Source organism: Gemmata algarum (assembly GCF_034097035.1).
Lineage (GTDB): Bacteria > Planctomycetota > Planctomycetia > Gemmatales > Gemmataceae > Gemmata > Gemmata algarum.
In genome coordinates this window covers 22,439-43,593 of sequence record NZ_JAXBLV010000192.1, presented here as the reverse complement: position 1 = coordinate 43,593, position 21,155 = coordinate 22,439, and the positions used below count along the sequence as shown (strand labels likewise).

The window sequence follows — 21,155 nt, the reverse complement described above, 5'->3', positions numbered from 1 at the left end:
ATTGAATGACCGGAATCGCGGCGCGAACGGCTTTGATGACCAACCACACCACCTGAGACCCGAGCGGATTCAGGGCGGAATTTACTGAATATTGCGACGAATGTAAGGGGAGGTGTGTCGATTGCCGAGCTGACAGCAGTGCCGGTCGTGTACTTCAGCGGGGACGGTCAACCCATAGCCGAAACTGGTCTACACGTGCAGGCGATTATTCTGCTGCACCAGGCACTGGAAGACTTTTTCCGCTCGCGGTCGGAGCCGGTGTACCTCGCCTCTGACCAGTTTTGGTACTGGCGGGAAGGTGACCCGACGTGTCGGGTCGCTCCGGACGTGATGGTGGTGCTTGGTGTCGCGCCGCACCCGCGGCGGTCGTTTTTCTCGTGGGAAGAAGGGGGCGCGGTCCCGGCGGTTGTTTTTGAAATGGCATCCCAGGGTACGTGGCGAAACGATCTCGACGACAAACACGATCAGTACGAGTCGCTTGGCGTTCGTGAGTACTTCGTGTTTGATCCGGAAGGGTTGTATCTCGTCCCTCCGGTCCAGGGATACCGGTTAAGCGGTACCGCTTACCGTCGGATTCGGCAGGACCAGCTTACAAGTGAACTCGGGTTCGGGGTGCGCGCCGAGGGGACGATGCTCCGGCTCGTTGACCTGGCGACCGGGCAACCGGTTCCGACGCGAGCAGAAGCCGTGGACGCGGCCCAACAACAAGTTGAAGCAGAGAAGGAACGGGCTGAAGCGGAAAAGCAACGAGCTGAAGCGGAAAAGCAGCGCGGGGACACGTTGCAAGCCGAAGTGGAGCGGCTCCGGGCGCGATTACAACAACTCGGACATCTGAACGGGAGCGACGGTTGAGTTTCAAGTACGGGTCCAAGCCGGTGGTCGGGCTGATCGGCGCGATCGGCGCGGGTAAGAGTACCGCGGCGCGGTGCTTCGCGGGCCGTGGTGGTCAAGTGATCGACGCCGATGCCCTCGGGCACGACGCGCTCCGGCAACCGGAAATTGTTGCGGCACTCATGAAGAGGTGGGGCGAGCGGATCGTCCGAGAAGATGGCTCCCTTGATCGTCGGGAGATCGGGCGGATCGTGTTCGCAGACCGGAACGAGCGGTCCGCCTTGGAAACGACGGTGTTTCCTTACATTACCCGGCGGGCACAAACTGAGATTTCCGCCGCCCAAGCGAACCCTGATGTGGGGTTCGTCGTCTTGGACGCGGCGGTGCTGCTCGAAGCCGGGTGGGGTGACTTGGTTGACGCCCTTGCGTACGTGGACGCCCCCCGCGAGATGAGGTTGGGCCGGCTTGCGGCCCGCTCCGGTTGGGACGAAACGGAACTGACGGCACGCGAATCGGCGCAATGGTCCGCAGAGGCCAAAAAGGCTCGCGCCGACACGGTTCTTGTCAACGACGGGAGCCGAGAGGATTTGCAAGCACAGGTCGACCGTTTCGTGGCACAGTTCTGTAACGTGGATGGCGTAAGGTTGTGAAACTGGGTCGGTAATTCGTGACTGAAGCGCGGTGATGTCAGTTGTGAACGCGGGTCCGATTCTCGCCTGAGTTGTCGTCGGCGTTCTAGGAGCGCGACCGCGTCTCCCGCCCGCGACGGCCCCGTGTTCGTTTGCTTGCCTCTGAATGCCTGCCGGTGAGGGGTTTACCCATGTCTGAATCGAAGCCCGATGTTGTCAAACCGCGCGCGACCCGCGGAAGGCCCCGCAAGAGTGAGGCCCCGCCGCCCGAGGCACCTCCGCCCGTCCCGGCGCCCCCCCCGCCGGTTCCGGTCGCGGACGATGACGGCTTCGCCACGGGCATAGTGGACGTTGTGCCCGCGCCGGTCGAACCGGTGGTTTCAGCGCCCGCCGCGCCGGTGGTCGTTGAGCCGGAACCGGTCAAGCCAATTTCCGCAGCCGTGTCTGAGCCGCTTCCCGTCGAACCACCGTCCGCGGCGCCCCCGGTAGCCGCACCAGAGGTGCGCGAGCCGCGGCGTACAGAGCGGAGCCGCACAGAACGTCCTGAGCGACCGGAGCGCGCGGAGCGGCCCGAGAAAGCCGAACAACGCGCAGAGCGGCCGGAACGAGTTGAACGGGCGGAACGGGTCGAACCGCGCCCCGAGCGGGTTGAGCGGCCGGTACGCCCGGAGCGAACCGAGCGTGTTGAACAACGTCCCGAGCGGGTGGAACGGCCAGAACGGGTCCCTGAGCGACCTCCGGAACCGCGCGAGGCCCCACGCCCGCCGCGTCCCGAAGTGCCAGTCGGGGCGCGAGTCGACCCGAACGAGCAGGGGTTCGATGCCGAGACCAACTCGCGGTACGAGGAGATCAAGCGCGGCAACACGTATATCACCGAACTCCAGCACATGACCATTGCGCAGCTCCAGCAAGCTGCGAAGGACGAGCGGATCCCGCGTGAGGAGTACGTCGGTCTCAAGAAACAGGACTTGGTCTACCGCATCCTGCGGGAGCTGACCAAGGCCAACGGACTGATGTTCGGTGAGGGCACACTGGAGGTGCTGCCCGACGGGTTCGGGTTCCTCCGCAGCCCGGACTACAACTACCTTCCGTGCCCGGACGACATCTACATCTCGCCGTCGCAGATCCGGCGCTTCGGGTTGCGCACCGGGGCCGTGGTCGCCGGTCAGACCCGCCCGCCGAAGGAGAACGAACGGTACTTCGCGCTGCTCCGGGTAGAGGCGATCAACTACGCCGAGCCCGACCTGCTCACGCAGAAGGTGGTGTTCGACGACCTCACCCCGCTGCACCCCGAGCGGCGGCTCAAGCTCGAGACCACGCCCGACGAACTCAACACCCGGGTCATCGATCTGGTCACACCGATCGGGAAGGGGCAGCGCGGGCTGATCGTCGCGCCGCCCCGCACCGGCAAGACGGTGCTGCTCCAGAAGATGGCCAACTCGGTGATCCAGAACCACCCCGAGTGTTACATCATCGTGCTGCTGATCGACGAGCGGCCCGAGGAAGTGACTGACATGGCCCGCACCGTGAAGGGGCCGCGGGTGGAGGTGGTGTCGAGCACCTTCGACGAGGCGCCCGAGCGCCACGTCCAGGTGAGCGAGATGGTCATCGAGAAGGCCAAGCGCTTGGTCGAGTACGGCACCGACGTGGTGATCTTCCTCGACTCGATCACGCGCCTAGCCCGCGCGTACAACACCGTCTCGCCGGGCTCGGGCAAGTTGCTCTCCGGCGGTCTCGATGCGACGGCGCTGTACAAGCCGAAGCGGTTTTTCGGGGCGGCCCGCAACATCGAGGAGGGCGGTTCGCTGACCATCCTCGCGACGGCCCTCGTCGACACCGGCTCGAAGATGGACGAGGTGATCTTCGAGGAGTTCAAGGGCACGGGCAACATGGAAGTTCACCTGGAGCGCCGGATGGTGGACCGCCGTGTGTACCCGGCGATCAACGTGAACGCCAGCGGCACCCGGAAGGAAGAATTGCTGCGCGGCGAGGACGAGTTGCGACTAGTTCACATTATGCACCGCATCCTTGCGGACATGAACCCCGTTGAAGCGATGGAACTGCTGCTCAAGCAACTCGGCAAGCACAAAACGAACGCCGACTTCCTCAACAGCGTCACTCTGACGTAAGGGCCGACCGGGAACGAACGTCCCGTTTTTGGCAGCGAGCGGCGGACTCATGTCGCGCCGCTCGCTGCCAAAAACGGGAAGCCATGCCGCGGAAGGGGATGCAGTTCCCGGCCGACCCTATGCGAGTGCGTTCTTTCCCGAGCCGGCACGTACCCGCCCACATGTGGGCGGGGACGCTCGCTTCAATCGGTCAAGTTGACCGGGTATTCGATCGGTTCCGGCCCCTGGGGCACGTTAATGGTCAGCCCGGACGACTCCGCCTTGGCGTACTTCTCCGGAATCGCCACATAAGCGAGCTTGATGCCCGCCGGCGCCTTGGTCTGGTTCTTGAACTGAGCGGTGGTGACGGACACGTGCTGCTCGCCGGGCGTCAGACCGGTGACCAGGAACGACCCGTCCGGCCCGATCATCCCCGACAGCTCCGTGCCCGCGCTGCCCGGGGCGAACGTGATCCGCCCGCCCGAGACCGGCTTGCCGTGGTACGTGACCACGCCCTTCACGGCCCCCGGCATCACCACCTTCGGGCCGCACCCCGACGACAACAGCAGGAAGCCGGCGCCGGCGAGAGCCGCCGCCGCCCTGCGAGACACGCATAACAAACCCATCAGACCCGTCCTCGCAACGAAGTTCGCGTGAAGTGTGAGGGCGCGCGGGTCCGCGCGGGCGCGGACCCGCACCCGGCCGTTTACCAGTCGTTGCCGAGAACGTTACCGTCGCTCGGGTTGCAGGCGCTGAGCCACGTCTTCGCGGTGACCTGGGGGCCGACCCCGCGCACGCTGCCGTCGCCGAGGCCGACGTTGCACACCCCGGGGGACAGGGCGTGCGGGGCGTCCACGTTGCAGTTGTCGGGGGTGGATCCGAACTGGGGGGGGCCGGCGGTGGCGAGGAACGCCGCGTTGCACGGCTGCTCGTAGCTGCACGACACCCACGACACCACCGTCCGGCCGCCCGGCGCCCACCACGACAGGGGGCAACTCGACCGCCGCTCGGCCCAGAACACCGTGTTCGACGTGCCGTCGGCCAGGTTGACCAGGCTGCCGGTGGTCATGGAGGTCCGCGTGTCCCAGTGCCGGGCCCACTCGTCGTCGGTGTTCTTCAGGTCCGGCCCGCCGAACACCCACATGTTGCACGAGTAGTTGGTGACCGCGAACGTGTTGCCCGTGATCCAGTTGAACCCTTGGGCGGCGCCGTAGGACGACGGGTAGGTGCGGGTGGTGGGTTCGCCCGCGTTCGGGGCGATGTACGTTTTGATGACCTGTTCTTGCACCCGCTGGCCGTTCAGCTTGGGCTCCGTCCGCCAGATGTCGCCGGCCACGATGATGTCGTAGAGGGCGCTCTGCTCGAGTTGGGGGAGCAGGTACACGTGGATGGTCGCGTCGGTCTTCAGGACGTACGTGCCGGGGGCGGCGTATCCGGGCACCCACCGGGGGGGCAGCTTCCCGTAGATTTCGTTCAGCCCGTGGGTGGCCAGCCCGAGCTGCTTCAAGTTGTTGGCGCTCTGCATGCGGGCGGCGGCGTCACGGACCTTCTGGACGGCGGGCAGCAGGAGCCCGATGAGCACCGCGATGATCGCGATCACCACCAGTAACTCGATCAGCGTGAACCCGTGGGTTCGGCGCGGGAGAGAGGACATTAACGGTCTCCGAAAGCAATTGATTGAGGACCGCGAGCGCCGGCACGAGCGCAATCGATTCGCGCCCGGGGCCGGAGGCCGCGTCCTGAGTGATGCCCGTGTCGGACCGCGGCCCTGGGGTGCGTGCCTCGTCCCGCCGGCCGGCCCGGCGCGCGGAGGCGCACGCCAGCGCCCGCTCACAGTGAACGTGGTCCGTGGTTCCCGAGGGGCGACGACAGGTCCGTGGATGAAGGGTCCCGGTGAAAACGGGGTGCTCACGGCCGAAAAGATGCCGGCTCAGCGAACGCTCGTGAGCGACCCACTAACTCCTGTCTCGGAATTTCATGGACTTAATCAGCATAATTTCTTCACCGTGGTCGAGTCTTGGCGGGGGCCCGACCGGTGGCTGGGTTTCGCGCACAACGCCGAACCCCGGCCGCTGGTCCGTGCCCACATTCGCAGGAAGCCCGATCGCTGAATGTGTGGTAATTACCAGTCACGTGTTGGTTTTTTGGTCGCTTGTCTGTTTAACTTGGGAAGCACTTTCCGAACGCCGTCAGCAGCCGCAGCGGCCCCTTCACCCGCACCTTGCGCCGGACCAGCGCCCACACGATGCTCCGCTCCTTGCGCAGGAATCCGAGCCAGCGGTCGGAATCCGCGGTGATCGCACAGGCGGGCGTCCCGTGTAGCCCGGTTTGAACGGCCAACGTCTTGTCCCGGATCGTGACAGTCGCCTCCGCCGGTTCGTGCCCCGTGAAGGTGAAATGGTACACCGCGTTCAGCCCGGCCGACTGCTCGCGCTGGAACACGATCGGCATCCCGCGCAGGAAGCCCGCGATGCTCGTCGGGCGGATGCCGCTCACCTTTCGCTGCGGCTTGTGCGGGAACTTCCGCGCCGCGTACTGCTCGGCGTCCGACCCGGGCACCACGTACAACGGTTCCTCTTTCTGCTGGAGCGGTTTCACCACTTCCGCCACGAACCCGGCGCGGTTCTGGAGGAACGGGGCGATCACATCCTCCCCCGCCGGGCACACCGCCAGGCAGTACGCCGCCTTGTAGTTTGGCCCGAAGGCCAGGCTCTGCCACAGGGACGCCGTTTCGGCGTCGGCCACGCGCTTCCGGTACGCCGTCTTCGAGTCACTCTCGACGACCGTTTCCACCCAGTCGATGAACCCGCCCATGAACTCGCGATAGTTGTGGGTCAGGCACGCGGACGGGTCGAAGTGGCCGTCCGCGCCGATCGCCCCGACCGGGCACGCGGCCACGCACAGCTTGCACGACAGGCACGGGTTGTAGTCGATCGGCGCGCCCTGCGCGCTCGCATCGGCGCCGATCAGAACGGTTCCGAGGAGGACGAAGTTGCCGAAACGGGGGTGGATCACGTTGCGGTGGATGCCCATGCGCCCCAGGCCGGCGGCGACCGCGACCGGCTTGTGTGACACGACCCAGATCTTGCCGGGGAACTGCTGCATCTCCATCGGGAACCCGGACGGCGGGTTGAGCGCCGGGACGCCGGCCGCGTCGAGCCGCCGGACGATGGCACGCGCGACCTCGTCGGTGTGGTCAATGGTGTGGTGAAACTCCAGGTTCGATACCGATCGGGCGGGGGCCTTGACGGCGTCGCGGTTCATCCGGCAGACGAAGCTCAGCAGCGCCCGTACGGGCGGGTACGCGGCCCGGATGTCGGCCCGCTGGTCGTCGAGCTCCGGGCGGTCGATCGCGACCAACCCGGCGTCGTCGGCGCCGCACTCCAAGGCGAGCGCCTTGAGCCAGGTCGCGTCGATCGGACGCGGCGGTTCGGTTGTGGGGAGCGCCGTCCGGGCCCGGACGGCACGCACGGTCGGGTGATCTTCGAGCGGGGCCATGACATTGCCTTTGATGAGTGTAGATACAACAAAATGCGGAAATAAAAGTAGCTGCGCTCTCCCCACGGCTCATGGTGGGGCGACGCTGCGCGCAGGGGACGGGTGGGCTGCCATTTTGCGCATCACGCGCCCCATGATTCGCACGCGAGCCCACCGCGGCAGGCCGAACGTTGAGTAGGCAAGGAGCTTCGAAAGCAGGCCTGGGAGCACGGTGGGGCGGCGGCCGAGGGCGGCGAGAATCGATCCGGCAACGGTATCCGGGTCCAGAGCCGTACCCATCGTCATCCCGGCGCGGGCTGCGAAGCCGGACCGAGTTGGTCCTGGGGCCGCGGTCAAAACGTCCACGCCGAAGGGTGCGAGTTCGACGGCCAGGGCTTCTCCCAGCGATTGGACGTACGCTTTCGTTGCCGCGTAGTGCGCCGCGTATGGGGTGCCCTGGAACCCCACGACCGAGCCGAACAGAATCATCCCGCCGCGCCGGCGTGCCGCGAACCGTTTGCCGAAATGCCAACTCTGCGAGACCGTTGCCCGGCAATTGAGGTCGAGCATCGCGAGTTCGTCCGCGAGCGTGCTGTCGAGGAACGCGCCCGACGTGCCGAAACCGGCCGAGGCGACCAGGAGACCCACGTCCAGGGCGGCGGTCGCCTCGGCCAGAGGTTCGATCCCGCTTCCGACCGCGAGGTCCAGCGGCAGGGGGCGTGCTTCAACGGCGTATCGGTGGCGCAAGTCGGCGGCTAGGTGATCGAGTACCTCCGCCGACCGGGACACGAGCACAGTGTTGAGTCCTGCGGCGGCCAACTGTTCCGCCAGCGAACGGCCGATGCCGGATGAGGCGCCGGTCACAACAGCCCACGGACCGTACCGCTCGCGCAATCGATGACCCATTCGCATTCGGGTGCCCATCGTCATAACCCTCTCCGGATCTGGTGAATGCGGTCTCGAAGGATCAAGTCAACAAGTAACAAATCGCCACTCGTTTCTGGGAAGGTCGGTGATCCGACTCGCGGAGTGGGGTGCAGCCACATGAGGCGCTGTTGGGGACGAAGATTCAGTCGGACCCCGCCGCCCAGACGCGCGCGACTGCGTCAAAGAGCGGAGGGACGTTTTCTGCCCCGAGCTGGGCTTGAAGGTCCTTCTGAGCTTGCCGCCACACCGGCAGGATCGCCGCGAGCTTGTCGCGCCCGGCCGTGGTCAACTCGAGCGTGTGGCTCCGCCGGTCCGGCCCCTCGGACTTCCGGAGCCAGCCGTTCGCAAGTAGGGCGGTGACGTCGCGGCTCAGTGTGGACTTGTCCATCACCAGCGCCGTCGACAGGGCGGTGGGCGTGAGCGGCCCTGCGTGGCCCGCGACAACCATGATGTTGACTTGCGCGACAGAAATGCCGTGGCCGCGCAACCCGGTCTCACACAGCGCGGTGACGAACCGGTTCAGAACACGAACCCGCACCGCGATGCAATTTGCGGCCATCTCGCGGGCAGGATCGTCTGCGGCCATCGTCCACCTCGTTTTATAATTGTATCTGCAACTAGTCGCCGCGTCAAGTCACGTATGCGACGCGCCGTACAAAAGCGGAAATACACCTGTCGAGGGGCGTGATGCTGTACGAAGGCGATTTCTCTTCACCGGCCGGTCGGTTTGCACTGGTCGCGGCCCGGTTCAACGGCTTCATCGTCGATCAACTCGTTTCCGGGGCGAGTGACGCGCTGCACCGTCACGGCGTCGGCCCCGAGCGCATCGACCTCGTGCGCGTTCCGGGCTCCTATGAGATCCCGCTCGTCGCGCAGAAGCTCGGCCGGAGCGGTGAGTACGCGGCCGTCATTTGCCTGGGCTGCGTGATCCGCGGTGACACCGACCACTACGACCACGTCGCCGGAGCCACCACGAGCGGCATCGCGCAAGCCGGGCTCAACAGCGGCGTACCGGTCATTTTCGGGGTCCTCACGTGCGACACGCTGGAGCAGGCGATCCACCGCGCCGGGGCCAAGGCCGGGAACAAGGGCTTCGAAGCGGCCGTATGCGCGATCGAAATGGTCAACCTGCTCCACAAGCTACCTGGCTGACCCGAGTCCGGCACAGGTGCCCGCCGCCGAAAAGACTCCGGACCGGGAGGCTCTCTGATGGCGGCGAGCACCTGTTACTTTACATCTCGCACGCAGCGGAAGCCGGTGTGGTTGGCGCTGCTGTCGGTCGGGTTCTTGTCGCGCGCACCGGGCACGTACCGCGAGCAGTAAGAATCGTCGCACAGGAACGAGCCGCCACGCCGCACTTTTTGGGGCTGCCGCTCGCCGCTCACGAGCGGCCCAGTGTCCGGCCCCCGCGGGTTCTCTTTCGGCGAACGCGCGTAGTATCCCGGGTCGTACCAGTCGGCGCACCACTCCCACGCGTTGCCGCTCATGTCGTAGAGCCCGTACCCGTTGGGCGGGAAGCTCTTCACCGGCGACAGCCCCGGGAAGCCGTCGGAACCGGCGTCGTGCGCCGGGAACCGGCCCTGGAAGGCGTTCGCGTACCACTTTCCCTCGGCGCCGTTCTTCTGATCGCCCCACACGTAGGTCTTGCGATCCAACCCGCCGCGCGCCGCGAACTCCCACTCGGCTTCTGTCGGGAGGCGTTTGCCGGCCCAACTGGCGTAAGCCGCGGCGTCGTCCCAGGTGATCTGCACGACCGGGTAGTTCTTTCGGCCCTTCACGGAACTGTCCGATCCCTCGGGGTGGCGCCAGTTCGCACCGCCGACGTACCGCCACCACATCGGCTGATCGAGTGGCACGTCCATTGGGACGAACACCGCTGACCCTGCTTTGAGGTACGCCGGGTCGGCGTTGGGGTACTTCCGCGGGTCGGGCGCCCGCTCGGACGTGGTGACGTAGCCAGTTGCCTTGACGAACGCGGCGAACTGACCGACGGTCACCTCGGTCGCGTCCATCTCGAAGGGCGCGACAACGACTTCGTGGACCGGTTGCTCGTCGTCGGCGCCGTTCGCACGCCCCATCCAGAACGTGCCCCCGGGAATGCGGACCATCTCGGCCGGCGCGGGATCAGGGTCGGACGTTGGGTCAAATTCGCCCCTCCAACCGATCGCCAGCACGGCGACAATCAGCACTGCAACCAACAGAACCGGCAGGAGCCAGAGCACGCTACCGCGGCGCGGTGGGAGTGCTGAGGTAGTCGATCGCGGATCGGGCTTTCCCATAAAACGGCTCGCGCAGTAGCATTAAGGTGACAAAGTTCATCGCTGAACTTGCCAACAGATGCTGATCCGGCGAAAACGAGAAGGAATGTCACAGGCCAACCCGCGAGTCCTGCCCGGCTACCGGCTGAGTATCAGCTTCACGCTCCTCTATTTGAGCGTGCTGGTGATTATACCGCTGGGCGTGTGTGTGGTGACCGCGACGCAACTCAGTTGGGACCAGTTCCGGGCCGCGGTGTGGACCGAACGGGCCAGGGCCGCTTACGCGCTCACGTTCGGTGCGTCGCTCGCGGCGGCCTGTATCAGTGCCGTGCTGGGGTTGCTCATCGCGTGGGTGCTGGTGCGGTACGAGTTCCCCGGGCGGCGGGTCGTGGACGCACTGGTGGACCTCCCCTTTGCACTGCCGACCGCCGTCGCGGGCCTAGTGTTCTCGAACCTGTACGTGGCGAACGGCTGGCTCGGGCGGTTCCTGGTGCCGCTGGGTGTTGAGGGCGCGTACTCCCGGCTTGCGGTGGTGCTGGTGCTGGTGTTCATCGGGTTCCCGTTCGTTGTCCGCACCCTTCAGCCGGTGCTCGCGGCGCTGGACGGTGAGGCGGAAGAAGCGGCCGCTCTGCTCGGTGCATCGCGCTGGCAGACGTTCCGCCGGGTCACGTTCCCGACGCTGCTTCCCGGACTGCTTACGGGCTTCGCGCTGGCGTTCGCCCGCGGTCTGGGTGAGTACGGAAGCGTAGTGTTCGTCTCCGGGAACATGCCGTTCAAAACGGAGATCGCGGCGTTCCTCATCGTGAGCCGGCTCGAAGAGGGTGGCCCGAACTCGTACCGCGAGGCGACCGCGATCGCGACCGTTTTGTTGTGCGCGTCGTTCCTCATGCTGGTGTTCATCAACCGGCTCGAAGCCCGATCACGGAAATGGAGCGGGTGACCTATGGCACTCCCACCCCCCACGCGAACTCACCGTCGCACCGAGCCGGTTTGGCTGCGCGCCCTACTCACCGTCCTGGCCCTGCTCGCGATGGCCATTCTGGTCGTGATCCCCGTGATCAGCGTGTTCGCCGAAGCACTGGCCGACGGCGCCGGTGCGTACTGGCGGAACCTGACGGCCGACGCCGACACGCGGCATTCGGTGCTGCTTACTCTGACGGTTGCCCCGATCGCGGTACTGCTGAACCTCGTGTTCGGGGTGGCCGCGGCGTGGGCGATCACGCGGTTCCGGTTCCGTGGGCGCACGCTCTTGGTTACGCTCATTGATGTGCCGTTCAGCGTCTCGCCGGTGGTCGCGGGCTTGATGTTTGTGCTGCTCTTCGGTCTCCAAGGGTTGCTCGGCCCTTGGCTCCGCGCGAACGGGCTTCAGGTGCTGTTTACGGTTCCGGGGCTCGTGATCGCAACCACCTTTGTGACGCTCCCCTTTGTAGCACGTGAGCTGATTCCGGTGATGGAGGCTATCGGCCCGGACGAGGAACTGGCGGCCCTGAGCCTCGGCGCGAGCGGGCGGCAAATTTTCTGGCGCATCACGCTTCCCAACATCAAGTGGGGCCTGCTGTACGGCGTGATCCTGTGCAACGCCCGCGCGATGGGCGAGTTCGGCGCTGTGTACGTGGTGTCAGGGCGCATCGCCGGCGAGACCTGCACGATGCCGCTTCAGGTGGAGGTTCTGTTCCAGGACTTCAACAGCCCCGCGGCGTTCGCGCTGGCGTCGGTCCTGACGCTCCTCGCGGTGGTCACGCTGTTGCTGAAGGTGTGGGTTGAGGGGCGGGTGCGAGAACGAAAGACGGACGAGGGCGGGCCGAACGAGGACAAACCTCCGTCGTGAGACTCCGCTTGTAACAGGTCTCGATCGCCCGAACCCAGTCCTCTGACCTCCGGCTGCCATGTCCATTTCCGCTCAGAACGTGACCAAGCGGTTCGGGGACTTCGTCGCGCTCGACAACGTCAGCGTCGAGTGCCCGGCCGGTGAACTGGTGGCGCTGCTCGGGCCGTCCGGGTCCGGTAAGACGACCCTGTTGCGCGTCATCGCGGGCCTAGAGGTGCCCGACTCGGGGACGGTTCTGTTCCGCGACGACGACATTACCCGGCGCTCGGCCGGCGACCGCAACGTCGGGTTCGTGTTCCAGCACTACGCGCTGTTCCGGCACATGACCGTGTTCGAGAACGTGGCGTTCGGGCTGCGGGTGCGGAAGTGGCCGGAGCAGAAGGTGCGCGACCGGGTGCGTGAGTTGCTCCAGTTGGTGCGCCTCGAAGAGAAGGCCCAGCAGTACCCCGCCAACCTGTCCGGCGGACAGAAGCAGCGCATCGCCCTGATCCGGGCACTGGCCCCTGAGCCCAAGGTCCTTCTGCTTGATGAGCCGTTCGGGGCGCTCGACGCGAAGGTGCGCGCGGAACTACGCGACTGGCTCCGGCGGTTTCATGACGAGGTCGGCGTGACCAGCATATTCGTGACGCACGACCAGGAAGAGGCGTTCGATGTGTCCGACCGCGTGGTGGTGCTCAACCAGGGGCGCATCGAGCAGGAGGGGACGCCGATCGATGTGTTCGAGCACCCAAAGAACGAATTCGTAATGGATTTTCTTGGCAACGTGAACAAGTTGCCCGTTCGCGTGGAGGGCGGGCGGGCGCTGCTCGGGGAGACCGGTTCCGTCGAACTACCGGCCAAACTGTTCGGGTCCAGCGAAAACGGCCGGACCGATGCTTACATTCGCCCGCACGAACTCGACATTTCGCGGACCGCAGACGGCGGTAACTGCATGCTCGGCAAGGTTGTTCACGTCAACCCCGCGGGGTCGGTTGTTAAGGTGCGGCTGCTCGCTGAGGATTTCGGGCTGATGATTAACGTTGACATTACCCCAGAGCGGCACAAGACACTGGCTCTGAAACAGAACGAACTCGTTTACGTGACGCCGAAGTCAGCTCGCATCTTTGAAGGCGATTACTCGATCTAGTCAGTGATCATTCGCAGGTTTACGTGCAGCTTGCAGAATTAACTGCAAGCTGTTTCTGTTCTTACGCGCCAATCTCGTTAAATGTTATATTTCGCACTTGTTAAGTGATGAATTGGGGGATACAGTATTCCACACGACAACAGTGATATTTGATGTCGTGATTCGGAGACGAACCATGAACGAGGGCTTATTTGACCGCTATTTTCGTCTGCTCGCCGGTCAGTTGCCGGCCGCGGAATATGGCGTGATCGCCGACCAGACCGACGAGGCCGTTGAAGTCTCCGTCTCCGAAATGTCGGAGTGTCTTTGTTGACCTTCCGCATGTGATCTCCTCCCGAGCTTCAGCCCAGCCGACCGCCTTCAACTTGCCGTCAAGGAGTTTGCCTGTGTACCGGACCGAGACCGAGAGCCTCTCCCGCCGCGGTTTCACGCTGATCGAGTTGCTGGTGGTGATCGCGATCATCGCGATCCTGATCGGGCTCCTGCTGCCCGCCGTCCAGAAGGTGCGCGAGGCCGCCGCACGCATGAGCTGCTCGAACAACCTCAAGCAGGTCGGGCTGGCGCTTCACAACCACGAAAGCGCGACGGGCACGTTCCCGTCCAGCGTCCGTCCCGCCGGTAGCACCACTCTGCCGCGGGTGAGCTGGACCATTCCGGCGCTGGCGTACATCGAACAGGACAACTTGCGGAAGAACTACGACACCAACCAGACCTGGAGCACGACCACGAACCTGCCGGTCACGTCACAGAAGATCAAGGTGTTTCAGTGCCCGTCGGCGGCGAACGCCGAGCGCCTGGACGGGGACCCCCAGACGAGCGTGTGGAACATCGTGGCGGTGACGGATTACGCCGCGGTGACCGGTGTGGCGGCGTACGCGAACGCCCCGGGCGCGGGGCAGCCGGGCATCCTCCAGAAGAACTTCACAGTGAAAATCAACGGGGTGACGGACGGGCTTTCGAACACCATCACGGTGGTGGAGTCGGCCGGCCGGCCGCAGATCTTCCGCCTGGGTAAAGCGGTGGGGACAGTACCGACTCAGAAGGTGAACGGCGGCGGCTGGTGCCGGCCGGCGTCGGACATCGAGTTCGCTCCGGCGACCGCCGACGGCACCACGTACACCTCCGGCACGGTCGCGGTGGGTGTGACGAACGGGTTCGATTACCCGACGTACAACGGCGCGCCCTACGGAACCGAGGGCACGGGCCAGCCGTACTCGTTCCACACCGGTGGTGTGCAGGCGCTGTTCGGCGACGGCTCGGTGCGGTTCGTCCGCTCGTCGATCTCCGTCGCGACCTTCGCCGCGCTCTCGACCCGGTCTAACGGCGAAGTCCTCGCTAACGACTTCTGATTCCGCGAGACGCGTGGCTACTCGGTACCCGTTCGCTCCGCAATTGCGGAGCGAATTGTGTTTCGTACCAGTTCGAGTTTGTCCTCCCAGCGGAACTCGCGTGAGACCCGTGAGCGTCCGCTGTCACCGAGTCGGCGGCGCAACTCGACATCGGCTACGAGCCGGCTGAGTTGCGCCGCAAGCTCGTTTACGTCGCCGCACGCTGCGTGAAGCCCGTCGGTTCCGTCGCGGATAAGTTCCGCCGGGCCGCCGGCGCGGTACGCAAGGTTGGGCTTCGCGTTGGCCCAGGCTTCGAGCAGCACGAGCCCGAACGAATCCGAGCGGGACGGCAGCGCGAAGCAATCGATGCCAGCGAAGAAGTCGAGCTTTTGAGTTTCGCTTAGCCGCCCGAGCCGAGTTACGTGTGCCTTCGGCCCGAACGTGTCCCAGAACGCACGAAAGTTCGGCATCTCGGGTCCGGCGAGCACCACACGGAACTGGCTCCCACGCGCCCAGAGGCGTGCGGCGGCGCGGAGAAGGTCAACAGTTCCCTTCTCAGTGCTGTTGTTCGCCAGGTGTCCGACGATCACCTCCGTCGTCTCAACACCCCACCCCGCACGGGCGGTGGTGCGGTCGCCGCCGGTGCATTCGACCGGATCAACACCCAGCCCTTGAAGGATGACTCGACCTTCGGGAACGCCAAGGGCCACTGCTGCGTCACGCTCAGCGGCGGTCTGTACGAACACGCGGTCGGCCTGTTTGAGTAGCCAGCGAAGGTGCGGCTTCGTGTACTGGCGACGGGTCCGGTCGTGTGGGTCGTGCGGGTCGCCGAGGTGGAGGAAGGGCGTGAGCAGGAACGGCACCCCGCGCCGTCGCGCGAGACGTAACCCGCACGCGATCGGAAACGTATATGGGAACGCGGTGGCGTGAACCGCATCCAACGGGCCGTTGTAGTCGCCGGTGTCGCGCCACATTTGCGGGCACACCGGGTTGCAAGGGGCGGTCAGGCATTGCCAGCGACGGTGCGGAACCAACGAGAGGCCTTTTAGTAAGTACCGGCGCCCGGGGAAGTGAAGGGGAGGATAGCGGCGGAGACCGCGCCCCCCCGGCCCCCGCTCCCTGAAGCGAAGGGGGGAGAAAGACGCTTCAGAACCGGACGGCACATTGAGCACGCTGAGCGTGAACGGCGGAGCCTCCCCCCCTCGCTTCAGGGAGGGGGGGCCGGGGGGGCGCGGTCTTCCCCACATCTCGCTCAACTCGATCGCGGTGCTGGTCCACACGTCCACGCGGTCGCCCTGTGCAGCGAGGTACGCGCACAGCCGGGCCGTGTACGTCTCCGATCCGCCCAAAGCCGGCGGGAACCGTTGCACGAACTGCGCGAGGTGCAACTGCTGCTCGGCCGGGCGATTGGGGATTCCAGTGAATGGCGAATCCGGTACGATGGACATGTACGGCCCGTCACCGGCCGTTCCTCCCCGTTTCATGATGGCGCGCGACCAATGATTCGCATTTCGCAACTGGCCAACTCCGTCAAGCCGTCCGCCACGATAGCCGCGGGCACGAAGGCCCGTCAACTGAAGGCCGCCGGCATCAAAGTGTTCGACTTCAGCCTCGGGGAGCCGGACTTCAACACCCCGGAGCACATCTGCGCTGCCGCAGAGAAGGCCGCCGCCAGTGGCAACACGCACTACACCCCCACCGCCGGCACCGCCGAGGTGAAGGCCGCCATCTGCAAGTGGTACAAGTCGTTCCACGGTCTGGAGTGCGCGCCCGAAAACGTCATCGTCTCGAACGGCGCCAAGCACTCGATCCACAACGCCCTCGCCGCGACCGTCGGCCCGGGCGACGAGGTCATCATCCCGACGCCGTACTGGGTGAGCTACTCGGACCTCGTGAGCATGACCGGCGCGACCCCGGTGCTGGTCAATAGCACCCCCGAGAGCGGGTTCAAGATGTCGCCGGAGCAGTTGCGGGCGCACACCAGCCCGCGCACCCGGATGCTCATGTTGAATTCGCCGTGCAACCCGACGGGTACCGTCTACTCCCGCGCGGAACTCGAAGCGCTGGTGGACGCGCTGAGCAACACCGACGCCGCCATTCTCAGCGACGAGATCTACGAGCAACTCACCTACGGTGACGCCAAACCGACTTGCGTGGCGACCCTGCGGCCGTGGCTGAAGGACCGCACCATCACCATCAGCGGCGCGAGCAAGAGCTACGCCATGACGGGGTGGCGCATGGGCTGGGCCATCGCCCCGGCGGCGGTGGTGAAGGCGATGGACACGATCCAGAGCCAGGAGACGAGCTGCCCGTCCAGCGTCTCGCAGGCCGCCCTGGTTGCCGCGCTCACCGGGCCGCAGGAGTGCGTGGCGGAGATGCGGAAGGAGTTCGCCGCCCGACGGGAACTGACGCTCGGGCTCCTGAAGCAGATCCCCGACGTGAAACTCCCCGCCCCCGAGGGCGCGTTCTACGCGTTCTTCGACGTGTCAGCGTACTTCAAGAAGACGATCGGCGGCACGGCCGTTGCTGACTCGCTGTCGTTCTGCGCCGCGCTGCTGGAGCAAGCGCACGTGAACCTGGTGCCCGGCAGTGCGTTCGGCGCCGAAGGGTTCGTGCGGATGTCGTTCGCGACCAACCGCGAGACGATCGAGGCCGGCCTGACCAAGCTGAAGGAGTGGCTCGCGACCGCGAAGTAACGCCGCTCACCGCAACGGCACGACGGCAGGCGCGAGGGGCACGAAGAAGACGCGATCAGAGAGCGGGGGCGTTGGCTTCTCTCTCATGTTCTTTGTGCCCCTCGCGCCCGCCGTCGTGCCGTTATGGTGGGGTTCTCCCACGAAGTGCCGTCATGCCCATCCTCTACTTGACCGAAGCGGACGTTGGCCGGGTGCTCACGATGGAGCTAGCGCTCGACGCCGTGAGCGCGGCGTTCCGCAAGCTGGCGCTCGAAGAGGCGGTGAACAACCCGCGGCAGCGGTGCCAGACCGACCACGTGATGCTGCACGTGCTGCCGGCCGCCGCGAAGACGCTCGGCGCGCTCGGGTACAAGGCCTACACGGTGCCGAAGAGCGGCGAGGCGAAGTTCCACGTCACCCTGTTCGACCCGAAGCACGGCGGTATGGCTGCCGTCGTCGAAGCCGATCTGTTGGGCCAGTTCCGCACCGGCGCCGCCAGCGGGGTGGCGACCAAGAAGCTCGCGCGCGCGGACGCCAGCACCGTCGGACTGTTCGGCACCGGGAAACAAGCTCGCACGCAGTTGCTCGCGGTGTCCAAGGTGCGGGCGATCAGGAAGGCTCACGTGTACGGCCGCGACCCCGAACGCCGCAAGGCGTTCGCGGCCCAATTGGCACACGAAACCGGTGTGGAGGTGGTTCCGGTTGAGCGGCCCGAAGACGCCGCGAAGGGGCTGGACATTGTCATCACCGCGACGACATCACGCGAACCCGTTTTGCTAGGCGAGTGGGTGAGTGAAGGGCAGCACCTGAACGTGGTCGGCTCGAACTTCTTGGCCAAGACGGAGACCGACGTGGAAGTGTTCCGTCGCACACAAGTCGTGAGCGCGGACAGCAAGGAGCAGGCCAAGCTCGAGGCTGGTGACTTCGTGGAGCCGGTGAAAGCCGGGGTGCTTCAGTGGGCGGATGTGCTCGAGTTCGCGCCTCTCCTGGTTGGCCGTTATCCCGGCCGCGAGTCCCCGCAAGACGTCACACTGTTCAAGTCGCTGGGGCTGGGCATTCAGGACATTGCGCTAGCCGCGAAGGTGGTCGAGCTGGCGAAACAGCAGGGGCTCGGGCGAGAACTGCTGTAAAGACTGGAAACACAGAACAGTTTTGACAGGATTAACAGGGCCAAAAGGAATTCAAGACTGAACACAGTGGACTGTCGGTGCTGTTAATTCTGTCAAAAACTGCCTGGTGCTCGTGTCACTCTCCGGCGGCCTTCCCGTCCAGGCGCTTGTCGGCGGCGCCGGTTCGCACGCCCGTCTTGGGGTCGATCAGGATCGAGTGCGCGTCGCCCTGCCGGTGCTCGATCACCGAATGGCCCAGCGCCTTCAGCTTCGCGACCAGTTCCGGTTGCGTTTTCGCCCCCTCGAAGCGGGTGACGTCCGGCAGCCATTGGTGGTGGAACCGTGGCGCGCTCACAGCCTCGTCAACCGGCATGTCAAACGCCAGAACGTTCAGAACCACGCACAACACGGTGTTGATGATCGTTCGCCCGCCCGGACTGCCGGTAATAAGATAGGGCTTGCCGTCCTTCAGCACGATCACCGGCGTCATGGAAGACAGCATCCGCTTGCCCGGAGCGATCTGGTTGGGCTTGGTGCCGATCTCGCCTGCCGTGCCGGTGAACCCGGGCCGCGGGTTGAAGTCGGTCATCTCGTTGTTGAGGATGTACCCCGCGCCGCGCACCACCACCCGGTTCCCGTAGCTGTTCTCCAGGGTGTACGTGTTGCTAACCGCCAACCCGTCCTTGTCGATGACCGAGAAATGCGTGGTGCTGCCGCTCTCGGTGTTCAGCTTGATTTCAGGCGCAAGGGCCTCGCTCGGCGTGGCCTTCTTCGGGTCGATCTGTCGCGCCAGCGTCTTCGCGTAGTCTTTCGTCGTGAGTTCCGGCGGGATCTTGGTGAAGCCCGGGTCGCCGAGGTGCCGCGCGCGGTCAACGAAGGCCCGCTTCATCGTTTCGATCACAAGGTGCGACGTTTCCGGGGACCACCGGTCTTTGGTCTTCAGTTCAAGGGTTTCGAGGGTGTTGAGCATCTCCGCGAGCGCGACGCCGCCGGAGCTCGGCGGGGGAGGGCCGTAGACGTCGAACCCGCGATAATTGATGCGGACCGGCTCGCGCTCGTTGGCCGTGTACTTCGCCAGGTCGTCTTTCGTGATAAGCCCGCCCTCCGCCTTCATTTCCTTTTCGAGCAACTCGGCCAGCTCGCCGGTGTAGAACCCGTCCGCGCCCTTCTCGGCGATGATGCGCAGCGTGCGGCCCAGGTCCTTCAAAACGAGCCTGTCGCCTCCCTTCCACGTCTCGCCGCTCGGCTTGCCGTATGTGAACTTGAAGGCCGCGTTGGTCGTTTTCGGGTCTGCAAGAACGCGGTTCAGTCCGCCCGCGAGGGCCGTGTTAACGATGAAGCCCTTCTCGGCCAGTTCCGCCGCAGGCGCAACAACGGTTTTCCATTCGAGCTTGCCGTATTTCTTGTGTGCGAGAGCGAGTCCGCGAACGGTACCGGGCACGCCGGCGGCCTTGTGGTTGAGCCACGTCACCTTGCCATCCGCGAACAGATCGACCTTCGCCGCCGCTGGTGCCGTTTCACGATACTCGAAGCACGTCGGCGGTTTTCCGGGGGCCGCGACCATCATGAACCCGCCGCCGCCGATGTTGCCGGCCTCGGGCCACGTCACCGCCATCGCGAACGCGGTCGCAACGGCCGCATCGACCGCGTTACCGCCGGCCTTGAGTGCGGCGAGGCCGACCTCGGCGGCCGGCGGCGACACGCACACCACCACGCCGCCCTTCGAGGTGATTGTTTCGGCCTTGGGCTGGGCGTGGAGTGAGCCAGCCAGACAAAAGAGCAGTGCCAACAGCAGCATGGTGCGGAGCATAGTGTGGCGTCAGTGCGGAGGGTTTTACCGGATCGTCGGGCTTAACTTGTGGCGTAGACGGAAGCGCTTCCGTCACAAACGGGCTCACCCCGCACGCAACGCGACGGAGCTTTCGACCCCGAGGTTCTGGTAGATCTGGCGGGTCGCGTCGGACTTGTTCAGGGTGTAGAAGTGAATCCCGCGGACGCTGTTGTGCAGCAGGTCCGCGCACTGCTCGGTGGCCCAGCTAATTCCGACCCGGGCGACCGCCGCGTCGTCGGTGCAGCGGCTCACCGCTTTGAGCAACTTCGCCGGGATGCGGGCGCCGGCCGCGAGTTCCGCCATTCGGACCATGCCGGCCTTGGTGGTGACCGGCATGATACCCGCGATGATCGGCACCTTGATCCCGGCCAAATCGCACCGCTCACGGAAGTCGTACAGGTCGCGGTTGTCGAAGAACAACTGGGTGCAGATGTAGTCCGCGCCGGCGTCGATCTTACGCTTTAGGTGGTCCATCTCCTGGAGCCGGTTCGGGCACCCGGGGTGCCCTTCGGGGAACCCAGCTACACCCACACCGAACCCGCGGCCGTTCGGACCCGGGCGCGAGCGGATGAATTCCACCAGTTCGTTTGCGTACCGGAACGCGTCCTTCTCGCGGTCGTGGGCGCTGTTCTTGGGCGGATCACCGCCGAGCGCCAGGACGTTCTCGATGCCGCTCGCGGCGTACCGGTCGAGGATCGCGGTCATCTCGTCGCGGGAGTGGCACACGCATGTGAGGTGTGACACGGCGGTGAGGTTGGTTTCTCGCTCGATACGCACGACGAGGTCGTGGGTGCGGTCGCGTGTCGAGCCGCCGGCCCCATACGTGACGGACACGAACGACGGTTGCAGCGCCTGGAGCGCCGCGATGGTGGTAAACAGTTCCTCACCGGCCGCGTCAGTCTTCGGTGGGAAGAACTCGAAGCTGAAGGTGGTGCGGTGCTGGGCGAAGATGTCCTGAATGTGCATAGCGGCTACAAGCGTGGGGTCCGACCCGGAACGGTTTGTACATCGAAAGTGTATTCAAATTG

Annotated in this window: 21 protein-coding genes; 11 read left to right on the top strand and 10 right to left on the bottom strand. The window is 65.3% G+C overall.

Annotated elements, in window-relative coordinates:
* Positions 1-114 precede the first annotated feature (114 nt).
* Complete coding sequence (locus R5W23_RS19910; protein ID WP_320687792.1) at positions 115-852, top strand: Uma2 family endonuclease; 738 nt, start codon at positions 115-117, stop codon at positions 850-852.
* 23 nt (positions 853-875) lie between these two features.
* The gene (coaE, locus tag R5W23_RS19905) at positions 876-1,481 is read left to right on the top strand and encodes a dephospho-CoA kinase (RefSeq protein WP_320687801.1); all 606 of its coding nucleotides are present in this window, start codon (positions 876-878) and stop codon (positions 1,479-1,481) included.
* Positions 1,482-1,840: 359 nt separating this feature from the next.
* Here the strand turns inward: coaE and R5W23_RS19900 are convergent, their stop codons facing one another.
* The gene (locus R5W23_RS19900) at positions 1,841-2,152 is read right to left on the bottom strand and encodes a hypothetical protein (RefSeq protein ID WP_320687791.1); all 312 of its coding nucleotides are present in this window, start codon (positions 2,150-2,152) and stop codon (positions 1,841-1,843) included.
* Positions 2,153-2,236: 84 nt separating this feature from the next.
* On the opposite strand from R5W23_RS19900, the gene rho reads away from it, so the two are divergent.
* Positions 2,237-3,589, top strand: a complete 1,353-nt coding sequence (rho, locus tag R5W23_RS19895; RefSeq protein ID WP_320687789.1) for a transcription termination factor Rho — start codon at positions 2,237-2,239, stop codon at positions 3,587-3,589.
* A 182-nt stretch (positions 3,590-3,771) separates the two neighbouring features.
* Here rho and R5W23_RS19890 read toward each other — a convergent pair whose 3' ends face one another.
* The 5 genes from R5W23_RS19890 to R5W23_RS19870 all read right to left on the bottom strand — a co-directional run bounded on the left by R5W23_RS19890 (position 3,772) and on the right by R5W23_RS19870 (position 8,558).
* On the bottom strand, positions 3,772-4,179 hold the full coding sequence (locus tag R5W23_RS19890; RefSeq protein WP_261185971.1) for a carboxypeptidase-like regulatory domain-containing protein: 408 nt from the start codon (positions 4,177-4,179) through the stop codon (positions 3,772-3,774).
* A 95-nt stretch (positions 4,180-4,274) separates the two neighbouring features.
* The gene (locus R5W23_RS19885) at positions 4,275-5,222 is read right to left on the bottom strand and encodes a DUF1559 domain-containing protein (RefSeq protein ID WP_261185970.1); all 948 of its coding nucleotides are present in this window, start codon (positions 5,220-5,222) and stop codon (positions 4,275-4,277) included.
* A gap of 506 nt (positions 5,223-5,728) precedes the next feature.
* Positions 5,729-7,066, bottom strand: coding sequence for an SCP2 sterol-binding domain-containing protein (locus tag R5W23_RS19880; RefSeq protein ID WP_320687788.1), 1,338 nt, complete (start codon positions 7,064-7,066; stop codon positions 5,729-5,731).
* A gap of 69 nt (positions 7,067-7,135) precedes the next feature.
* Positions 7,136-7,975 carry an SDR family NAD(P)-dependent oxidoreductase gene (locus R5W23_RS19875; RefSeq protein ID WP_320687787.1) on the bottom strand — a complete coding sequence of 280 codons (840 nt, stop codon included), beginning with the start codon at positions 7,973-7,975 and terminating at the stop codon, positions 7,136-7,138.
* Positions 7,976-8,114: 139 nt separating this feature from the next.
* Positions 8,115-8,558, bottom strand: a complete 444-nt coding sequence (locus R5W23_RS19870; RefSeq protein ID WP_320687786.1) for a MarR family winged helix-turn-helix transcriptional regulator — start codon at positions 8,556-8,558, stop codon at positions 8,115-8,117.
* Between the two features lie 101 nt (positions 8,559-8,659).
* On the opposite strand from R5W23_RS19870, the gene ribH reads away from it, so the two are divergent.
* Positions 8,660-9,124, top strand: a complete 465-nt coding sequence (gene ribH / locus R5W23_RS19865; RefSeq protein WP_261185966.1) for a 6,7-dimethyl-8-ribityllumazine synthase — start codon at positions 8,660-8,662, stop codon at positions 9,122-9,124.
* A 74-nt stretch (positions 9,125-9,198) separates the two neighbouring features.
* Here ribH and R5W23_RS19860 read toward each other — a convergent pair whose 3' ends face one another.
* Positions 9,199-10,194, bottom strand: coding sequence for a formylglycine-generating enzyme family protein (locus R5W23_RS19860; RefSeq protein ID WP_320687785.1), 996 nt, complete (start codon positions 10,192-10,194; stop codon positions 9,199-9,201).
* A 142-nt stretch (positions 10,195-10,336) separates the two neighbouring features.
* Between R5W23_RS19860 and cysT the strand changes: the two genes are divergently transcribed.
* The 5 genes from cysT (at position 10,337) to R5W23_RS19835 (ending at position 14,533) form a co-directional block, all read left to right on the top strand.
* Entirely contained in the window at positions 10,337-11,170 is an 834-nt protein-coding gene (gene cysT / locus R5W23_RS19855) for a sulfate ABC transporter permease subunit CysT (protein ID WP_261185964.1), read from the top strand.
* 3 nt (positions 11,171-11,173) lie between these two features.
* Positions 11,174-12,058: a sulfate ABC transporter permease subunit CysW gene (gene cysW / locus R5W23_RS19850; protein ID WP_320687784.1), complete on the top strand. Its 885-nt coding sequence runs from the start codon at positions 11,174-11,176 to the stop codon at positions 12,056-12,058.
* A gap of 58 nt (positions 12,059-12,116) precedes the next feature.
* A complete protein-coding gene (locus tag R5W23_RS19845) occupies positions 12,117-13,184 on the top strand; it encodes a sulfate/molybdate ABC transporter ATP-binding protein (protein WP_320687783.1) in 1,068 nt (355 codons plus the stop codon).
* A 175-nt stretch (positions 13,185-13,359) separates the two neighbouring features.
* Positions 13,360-13,497: a hypothetical protein gene (locus R5W23_RS19840; protein ID WP_261185961.1), complete on the top strand. Its 138-nt coding sequence runs from the start codon at positions 13,360-13,362 to the stop codon at positions 13,495-13,497.
* Between the two features lie 73 nt (positions 13,498-13,570).
* Positions 13,571-14,533, top strand: coding sequence for a DUF1559 domain-containing protein (locus R5W23_RS19835; RefSeq protein ID WP_320687782.1), 963 nt, complete (start codon positions 13,571-13,573; stop codon positions 14,531-14,533).
* Between the two features lie 17 nt (positions 14,534-14,550).
* On the opposite strand, the gene R5W23_RS19830 is transcribed toward R5W23_RS19835, so the two are convergent.
* Positions 14,551-15,960 carry a glycosyltransferase family 4 protein gene (locus tag R5W23_RS19830; protein ID WP_320687781.1) on the bottom strand — a complete coding sequence of 470 codons (1,410 nt, stop codon included), beginning with the start codon at positions 15,958-15,960 and terminating at the stop codon, positions 14,551-14,553.
* Positions 15,961-16,011: 51 nt separating this feature from the next.
* Between R5W23_RS19830 and R5W23_RS19825 the strand changes: the two genes are divergently transcribed.
* Together R5W23_RS19825 and R5W23_RS19820 are read left to right on the top strand one after the other, a co-directional pair.
* Positions 16,012-17,208, top strand: coding sequence for a pyridoxal phosphate-dependent aminotransferase (locus R5W23_RS19825; RefSeq protein ID WP_261185958.1), 1,197 nt, complete (start codon positions 16,012-16,014; stop codon positions 17,206-17,208).
* Positions 17,209-17,360: 152 nt separating this feature from the next.
* Positions 17,361-18,317 (top strand): ornithine cyclodeaminase family protein, encoded by a 957-nt coding sequence (locus tag R5W23_RS19820; protein ID WP_261185957.1) that lies wholly within the window; start codon positions 17,361-17,363, stop codon positions 18,315-18,317.
* Positions 18,318-18,432: 115 nt separating this feature from the next.
* Here the strand turns inward: R5W23_RS19820 and ggt are convergent, their stop codons facing one another.
* Positions 18,433-20,106: a gamma-glutamyltransferase gene (gene ggt / locus R5W23_RS19815; protein ID WP_320687780.1), complete on the bottom strand. Its 1,674-nt coding sequence runs from the start codon at positions 20,104-20,106 to the stop codon at positions 18,433-18,435.
* Positions 20,107-20,190: 84 nt separating this feature from the next.
* On the bottom strand, positions 20,191-21,093 hold the full coding sequence (metF, locus tag R5W23_RS19810) for a methylenetetrahydrofolate reductase [NAD(P)H] (RefSeq protein WP_320687779.1): 903 nt from the start codon (positions 21,091-21,093) through the stop codon (positions 20,191-20,193).
* Positions 21,094-21,155: the final 62 nt, after the last annotated feature.